The organism is Bradyrhizobium sp. MV1.5 (assembly GCF_055807615.1).
On the sequence record NZ_JBVVPL010000001.1, the window covers coordinates 271,821 to 279,556 of the forward strand.

Annotated in this window: 7 protein-coding genes; 3 read left to right on the forward strand and 4 right to left on the reverse strand. The window is 64.3% G+C overall.

The window, feature by feature from the left end; genetic code table 11:
* Window positions 1–66 precede the first annotated feature (66 nt).
* The gene (locus AC0L2J_RS01225; RefSeq protein WP_473386879.1) at window positions 67–1,809 is read left to right on the forward strand and encodes an ABC transporter substrate-binding protein; all 1,743 of its coding nucleotides are present in this window, start codon (window positions 67–69) and stop codon (window positions 1,807–1,809) included.
* Window positions 1,810–2,009: 200 nt separating this feature from the next.
* Here the strand turns inward: AC0L2J_RS01225 and AC0L2J_RS01230 are convergent, their stop codons facing one another.
* From AC0L2J_RS01230 to AC0L2J_RS01245, 4 genes are all read right to left on the reverse strand, one after another.
* A complete protein-coding gene (locus AC0L2J_RS01230) occupies window positions 2,010–3,110 on the reverse strand; it encodes an alkene reductase (RefSeq protein ID WP_473386674.1) in 1,101 nt (366 codons plus the stop codon).
* Window positions 3,111–3,293: 183 nt separating this feature from the next.
* Complete coding sequence (locus AC0L2J_RS01235; RefSeq protein WP_473386676.1) at window positions 3,294–3,797, reverse strand: DUF1993 domain-containing protein; 504 nt, start codon at window positions 3,795–3,797, stop codon at window positions 3,294–3,296.
* A 106-nt stretch (window positions 3,798–3,903) separates the two neighbouring features.
* Window positions 3,904–5,226: a lytic murein transglycosylase gene (locus AC0L2J_RS01240; protein ID WP_473386678.1), complete on the reverse strand. Its 1,323-nt coding sequence runs from the start codon at window positions 5,224–5,226 to the stop codon at window positions 3,904–3,906.
* 29 nt (window positions 5,227–5,255) lie between these two features.
* Window positions 5,256–5,483, reverse strand: a complete 228-nt coding sequence (locus AC0L2J_RS01245) for a hypothetical protein (protein ID WP_007607009.1) — start codon at window positions 5,481–5,483, stop codon at window positions 5,256–5,258.
* A 388-nt stretch (window positions 5,484–5,871) separates the two neighbouring features.
* On the opposite strand from AC0L2J_RS01245, the gene htpX reads away from it, so the two are divergent.
* Both htpX and AC0L2J_RS01255 read left to right on the forward strand, forming a co-directional pair.
* Window positions 5,872–6,810: a zinc metalloprotease HtpX gene (gene htpX, locus AC0L2J_RS01250; protein ID WP_473386680.1), complete on the forward strand. Its 939-nt coding sequence runs from the start codon at window positions 5,872–5,874 to the stop codon at window positions 6,808–6,810.
* Window positions 6,811–6,938: 128 nt separating this feature from the next.
* Window positions 6,939–7,580, forward strand: a complete 642-nt coding sequence (locus AC0L2J_RS01255; protein WP_473249328.1) for a tetratricopeptide repeat protein — start codon at window positions 6,939–6,941, stop codon at window positions 7,578–7,580.
* Window positions 7,581–7,736 lie beyond the last annotated feature (156 nt).

The following is a 7,736-nucleotide window of genomic DNA, read 5'->3' on the forward strand; positions in this document are numbered from 1 at the left end:
TGGAGGAACAACATGCGGCAGTTTAGGAGAAGGGAACGTTCATTGACCAAGAATAGCTTTCTGACGATGTCCAGCGTCGCCGCCATCGTCGCGGTGTCGCTGGCCGTCTCGGCGCCGGTGCGCGCCGCCGACGACGCCGCGATCCAGAAGTGGATCGCGGAATTCCAGCCCTCGACGCTGTCGAAGGAAGACCAGAAGAAGGAGCTGGAGTGGTTCGCCAAGGCCGCCGAGCCTTTCAAGGGCATGGAGATCAACGTGGTCTCCGAAACCATCACGACCCACGAATACGAGTCGCAGACGCTGGCCAAGGCGTTCTCCGAACTCACCGGCATCAAGCTCAAGCACGACCTCATCCAGGAAGGTGACGTCGTCGAGAAGCTGCAGACCCAGATGCAGTCCGGCAAGAACGTGTACGACGGCTGGATCAACGATTCCGACCTGATCGGCACTCACTTCCGCTACGGCCAGACCATCGCGCTGTCGGACTACATGACCGGCGAGGGCAAGGACGTCACCGATCCCATGCTCGACGTCAACGACTTCATCGGCAAGTCGTTCGGCACCGCGCCGGACGGCAAGCTCTACCAGCTGCCCGACCAGCAGTTCGCCAACCTGTACTGGTTCCGCTACGACTGGTTCACCAACGCCGACTACAAGGCGAAGTTCAAGGCCAAGTATGGTTACGAACTCGGCGTGCCCGTGAACTGGTCGGCCTATGAAGACATCGCCGAGTTCTTCACCAACGACATCAAGGAGATCAACGGCGTCAAGGTCTACGGCCATATGGACTATGGCAAGAAGGACCCCTCGCTCGGCTGGCGTTTCACCGATGCCTGGCTCTCGATGGCTGGTAACGGCGACAAGGGCATCCCGAACGGTCTGCCGGTCGACGAATGGGGCATCCGCATGGAAGGCTGCCGTCCGGTCGGCTCCTCGGTCGAGCGTGGTGGCGACACCAACGGTCCGGCCGCGGTCTACTCGATCACCAAGTACCTCGAGTGGATGAAGAAGTATGCTCCGCCGCAGGCCCAGGGCATGACCTTCTCCGAGTCGGGTCCGGTGCCGGCGCAGGGCAACATCGCCCAGCAGATGTTCTGGTACACCGCCTTCACCGCCGACATGGTGAAGCCGGGCATCGCCGTGATGAACGCGGACGGTACGCCGAAATGGCGCATGGCTCCGTCCCCGCACGGTTCGTACTGGAAGGAAGGCATGAAGCTCGGCTACCAGGACGCGGGTTCGGCGACGCTGCTGAAGTCGACTCCGGCGGATCGCCGCAAGGCGGCCTGGCTCTATCTCCAGTTCATCGTCTCCAAGACGGTGTCGCTGAAGAAGAGCCATGTCGGTCTCACCTTCATCCGTGAATCCGACATCTGGGACAAGTCGTTCACGGAGCGTGCGCCGAAGCTCGGCGGCCTGATCGAGTTCTACCGTTCGCCCGCACGCGTGCAGTGGACCCCGACCGGCAACAACGTGCCCGACTATCCGAAGCTGGCGCAGCTGTGGTGGCAGAACATCGGCGATGCGTCGTCCGGTGCCAAGACGCCGCAAGCCGCGATGGACTCGCTCGCCGCGGCCCAGGACTCCGTGATGGAGCGTCTGGAGAAGTCGGGCGTGCAGGGTGCCTGCGGTCCGAAGCTGCACAAGAAGGAGTCGGCCGAGTTCTGGTTCGCCAAGGCCCAGAAGGACGGCACGATTGCTCCGCAGCGCAAGCTCGCCAACGAGAAGCCGAAGGGCGAAACGGTCGACTACGACACCCTGATCAAGTCGTGGCCGGCCCAGCCCCCGAAGCGCGCCTCGCTGCAGTAAGGCACGTCTCATAACGACGAAAGGCCGGGAGCAATCCCGGCCTTTTTCTTGTTTTGCGTGACGTAGTACTCTCTCGATTGTCCTCCGCTGTCATCGTCCGCGAAGGCGGACGATCCAGTATTCCAGAGGCGGTCGTGATTGAATCGAGAAGCCGCGGCGTACTGGATGTCCGCCTTCGCGGGCATGACAGCTGTGCCCGCTTACTCCGCCGGCTCAGCCGCCAGCGTCGGATAGTCCGTGTATCCCTTCGCGCCGCCGCCGTAGAACGTGTTCTTGTCCCAATCGTTCAGCGCCGCGCCCGTCTTCAGCCGCTCGACCAGATCGGGATTGGAGATGAAAGGCTTGCCGAAGGCGATGAGATCGGCCGCGTTCGCGTCCAGCACCTTGGTGGCAAGATCGAAATCATAGCCGTTGTTGGCGATGTAGGCACCAGCGAAGCGCTTGCGCAGGCCCGCATAGTCGAACGGCGCGATGTCGCGCGGACCGCCGGTGGCGCCTTCGACGACGTGGAGATAGACGAGCTTCAGCGCGGCGAGACCGTCGACGATATGGTCGTACAAGGCTTGCGGGTTCGAATCCGTGATGTCGTTGGCCGGCGTCACCGGCGAGATGCGGATGCCGGTGCGATCGGCGCCGGCCTCCGCCGCGACGGCCCTGGAGACTTCCAGCATCAGCCGCGCGCGGTTCTCGATGGAGCCGCCATAGGCATCGGTCCGCTTGTTGGTGCCGTCCTTGGCGAACTGCTCGAGCAGATAGCCGTTGGCGCCGTGGATCTCGACGCCGTCGAAGCCGGCCTCAAGTGCGTTCTTCGTGGCGCGCTTGAAATCGTCGATGATGCCTGGAATTTCGGAAAGCTCGAGCGCACGGGGCTCGGAGACGTCGGCGAAGCCGCCGTTGACGAAGGTCTTGCCCTTGGCGCGGATCGCGCTCGGCGCCACCGGGGCTGCGCCATTGGCCTGAAGGTCGACGTGCGAGATGCGGCCGACATGCCAGAGCTGGATGAAGATCTTGCCGCCGCGCTGGTGCACCTGATCGGTGACCTTGCGCCAGCCGGCGACCTGCTCCTTGGTGTAGATGCCGGGGGTGTCCTGGTAGCCCTGGCCCTGCTGCGAGACCTGGCTTGCTTCGGTGATCAGGAGGCCTGCGGACGCGCGCTGGGCGTAATAGTCGGCGGCGAGCGCGCCGGGTACGAAAGTGCCGGGAACGGCGCGGTTGCGCGTCAACGGCGCCATCACGAAACGGTTCGCAAGCGTGATCGGGCCGAGCTTGTAGGTCTCAAACAATTTGGTCGAACGGCTCATGGGAATGCTTCCAGGCGGTGAGAGGTCCGGAACACTTGTGCATCGCGGCAATCAGCGCAAGGGAGGAGCCATACGGAAACTGCAGGCGAGATGCGCAGAGGAGCCGCGCAGCATAAATCATGTGCAATTTCAGCCGCGGCAGCAGATTCGATCTCCCGCCGCGGCTGCTTGAAGCATCGCTTATCAGTTTGCCCCGAGGAAATCGCGCTTGCCGATCTCGACGCCGGCGTGGCGCAGAAGGCCGTGGGCGGTCGCGGCGTGGAAATAGAAGTTCGGCAGCGAGAACGCGCTCAGGAATTGCTGACCCTTCATGGTGATGGACTTGTCGGGGCCGGCCGGGAAGGTGACGTCTTTGGTATCAGCGCCCTCGAACTGCTCCGGCTTGAACGATTTCACGTAGTCGATGGTCTTCGCCAGGCGCTGCTTCAACTCCGCAAAGCTGGTTTCGGTGTCCGGTGTGGATGGCACTTCGCTATGGGTCAGCCGGGCGCAGCCTTTGGCTGCGAAATCGCTGACCAGCTGGATCTGCTTCGAGAGCGGCAGCATGTCGGGGAATAGGCGGGAGCCCAGCAGGACGCTCGGATCGATCTTCTTGGCCGCACAATGCGCCTCGGCTTTCGTGAGCAGGCCGATCAGGCTGTTCAGCATTTGCAAATAGGCGGGAACGACGGCGTCGTGGAAGGACATGTGATGCTCGCTCTGTGGTGGGAATCTCAGGAGAAACCTGAGCCACTCACATGGGAACCTCATGGAAAATTACAATCGCGGGAGCGGCTTGTGCGGTGCGAAAATTCTACCGCACCACCCCCGCCGGCTGCGCCTGCGCCGTGCCACCGCGCATCCGGGCCAAAAGCTCGGCCGTCGGCCAGGAATCCGCCGGCAGACCGTATTTGATCTGCATCGCCTTCACCGCGGCGCGGCTCTGCTGGCCCAGCACGCCGTCGACCTTGCCGACGTTGAAACCGGCCTGGACCAGAAGCTGCTGCAATTGCTTGAGCTCGTTGAACGGCAGCTGCGCGACCGGTGTGGACGGCTTTCGCATCGGAGCCGCGCCCGCGATGCGAGTGGCGAGATAACCCGCGGTGGTCGAATAGATCAGCGAGTTATTCCACTCCGTGTAGGCCGCGAAATTCGGGTACGCCATGAAGGCCGGACCGAAGCGTCCCATCGGCAGCAGCACGGAGGCCGCGAGATTGTCGTTCGGCAGCGGCTTGCCGTCGGGATAGGTGACCCCCAGCTGCGCCCATTTCGAGCGCGGCAGTTGCACCGTGAGGTCGGTCTGATCCCATGGCAGGTTTTGCGGCACCTTGATCTCCTCCAGCCACGGCTCACCGCGCCGCCACTTCAATCCGTTGGCGATGTAGTTCGCGGTCGAGCCGATCACGTCGTCCTCGCTGCGCAGCAGATCGCGTCGTCCGTCGCCGTCATAGTCGACGGCATAGTTGACGTAATGCACGGGCAGGAACTGGGTCTGTCCGAGCTCGCCGGCCCAGGAGCCGACCATCTCGTCGGGATGCAAATCGCCGCGGTCGATGATCTTCAGCGCCGCGATGGTCTCGTTCACGAACATCTCCGAGCGGCGGCAATCATAGGCCAGCGACACCAGGGATTTCAGTGTCGGCAGATTGCCCATGTTGACGCCGAAATCGCTCTCCAGTCCCCAGAACGCGGCGATCACCGCCGGCGGCACGCCGTATTCCTTTTCGGCGCGCGCGAACGCCGCCGCATGTTGCTTGATGTGCTGCTGGCCGTTCTGCATGCGATAGGGCGCGGCCATGCGGCCGGCAAATTCGGTGAAGAGCTGGCCGAACACGCGCTGGCCGCGGTCGCGATTGACGATGCCCTGGTCGTAGACGAGGTAAGGCGAGGTCGCCGCGATCGTCCGCTGCGACACGCCGGCGGCAACGGCCTGTTGTTTCACGTCGGCCAGAAACCGATCGAAGTTCGCCCCGTTATGGCACGACGCCGCGCGCGGCGAGGGCGCAGTGGCCCTGGGGGCTGCAGGTTTTGCGGACGGCGGTGCAAGCTGGGCGGAGGCGGGAAGGGCGAGTGTGAGCAGGGCGGCGGCCGCGATCGTTGCGACCGCAAGGCGAGAACCAAGGCAGTTCGTCGGCATCGATATCTCTGATACTGGGTGGATGAGCGCTAGGCCGCTAATACGGCGCGCTTGACGGCGAGTGGCAACGCGATGGAGCGGAACAACGTCTTCGGATACAAATAATCTTCGCCTGACTCATCGATGATGCGCAGCATGCCATGCTTGTCGGCCGCGGGGTCGCGCAACGCCTCATAGATCTTGCGCTTCTCGAGAGAAGCCGCATACCCCTCATTGTCCACACAGATCACCAGTTGCTTGCTTCGCGACTTCGTCATGATTTTCAGAGCAGGCCCTTGAGCTTGAATTCCTTGCGGCCGATGCCGGCAGCCTCATACCAATGTATCTCAGCGATGTGGGTAGAGCCATCGGATAATCGCACCGGGGCAATGCCCTTGCGCTTTCGCCAACGTCCTCGCCCATAGATTCGGCGCAGCCGGGCGACCTCGCAGATGCCGGAGCCGCTGGCGAAGGTTTCGATCTCGGTAATCTCGCCGAGAATCTCAAAGTGGATGGCTTCGATCGTGCCCTTGGGTCCCTGCCTGGGTCAATAGCCGCGGCTCCGCGACGCACCCGGAAACCTTGCGGGCGGGCCGGGGTCGTCCCTACCTCATGCTTGCCGGCCCGCAGCGCCTCCAGCGGCCACGGCCGGCCCGGGAGACGGCCATGAACTATCTTCGTACCGCAATGCTGCTCGCAGGCCTCACCGCCCTGTTCATGGGCGTCGGCTATCTGATCGGCGGTGCCGGCGGCGCCATGATTGCGCTCGTCATTGCCGCGGCGACCAATCTCTTCACCTACTGGAACTCCGACCGCATGGTGCTGTCGATGTATGGCGCCCATGAGGTCGACCGCAGCAGCGCGCCGGAGCTGGTCGGGCTCGTTGCCGAGCTTGCGGGCCGCGCCGGCTTGCCGATGCCGCGCGTGTTCCTGATGGACGAGCCGCAGCCCAACGCGTTTGCCACCGGGCGCAATCCCGAGAATGCCGCGGTTGCGGTCACCACCGGGCTGATGCGCCAACTCAGCCGCGAGGAGCTCGCCGGCGTGATCGCGCACGAGCTCGCGCATATCAAGCACCACGACACGCTGCTGATGACTGTGACCGCGACCATTGCGGGTGCAATCTCGATGCTGGCGCAGTTCGGCATGTTCTTCGGAGGCAACCGCGACAACAATGGTCCGGGCATCGTCGGTTCGATCCTGATGATGATCCTCGCCCCGATCGGCGCCATGCTGGTGCAGATGGCGATCAGCCGCACCCGCGAATACGCCGCGGACGATCTCGGCGCTCGCATCGCCGGTCAGCCGATGTGGCTGGCATCGGCGCTGGTGAAGATCGAAGGCGCGGCGCATCAGGTCCCGAATTTGGAGGCGGAGCGAAATCCCGCCACCGCGCACATGTTCATCATCAATCCGCTGTCGGGCCACGGCGTGGACAATCTGTTCGCCACCCATCCCTCGACGCAGAATCGCATCGCGGCGCTTCAGCAGCTCGCAGCCGAGCTCGGCGCGCAGGCGTCGCCGTCGGTCGGCGCCAATGAGAACTACCCGCCGCGAAGCCCGTGGGGCCGCTCGTCTTCACGCGGCCCTTGGGGCCGACGCTGAAGCCGCCCGAATTTGCGCGCTTTGTGACCTGCCGCACACAGGACGGTCTCGGCCGGTGTTAACACCCTGCCGTGACAGTTCCTGCGAAAGGGGATGCGTGGCCGGCCCTTTGCCTGCCGCCGTCGAAGATGACCAAAGCTGCGGTACCATTGTTGATTGTCCTGGGCGTGCTGATTGGCCTGTCCACGCACACTGTCGTCAATTGCGGGGACGAGGACGAGCCCGACATCTGTTCGGCGGTGATCGGCTTCTCGCCGCTGCGCGGCTCGCTGATCGCTTTCGCCTATGAGGGGCGCGGACGGATCGCGCTGCGCCATGGCGACTGGCGGCGGGCGATCGCGGATTTCGACGAGGCCATCCATCTCAATCCCAACCGCGCCTCGCTCTATCGCGATCGGGCGCTGGCGCGCCGGCAGAACGGCGACCTTGAACTTGCCATCGAGGATTACGACGAGGCGATCGCGCATGATCCCAGGCACGCCGCACCCTATCACCAGCGCGGTCTCGCGCTCGCCGCCACCGGCGATCTCGATCGCGCGATTCTGAGCTACAACACCGCGGTCCGCGTTGACCCGTCGGATGCGCAGGCTCGGCTCGACCGCGGCCTCGCCTTCCTCGCCCGCGGCCAGGCGAATGAGGCGCGCGCCGATTTCGAGGCCGCGCTGGCGCTGCCTGCCGGCAAGGATGCCCACACCCGCGATGCGGCGCGCGCAAAACTCGCCGAACTGGCGCGCGCCGAGCCGACCCGGCTCGCCGCGCCAGGGCGGTAGAGATATCTAGAGCTGCGTGCGCCGCTGCAACCCTCTCCCCTTGTGGGAGAGGGTGGCTCGTCGCGTAGCGGCGAGACGGGTGAGGGGTACCTCTCCGCGCGTGGGTGGGGGGGCGTTTGGTTGGCGGGAACAACCCCCCCACCCGCGCGGGGCGCC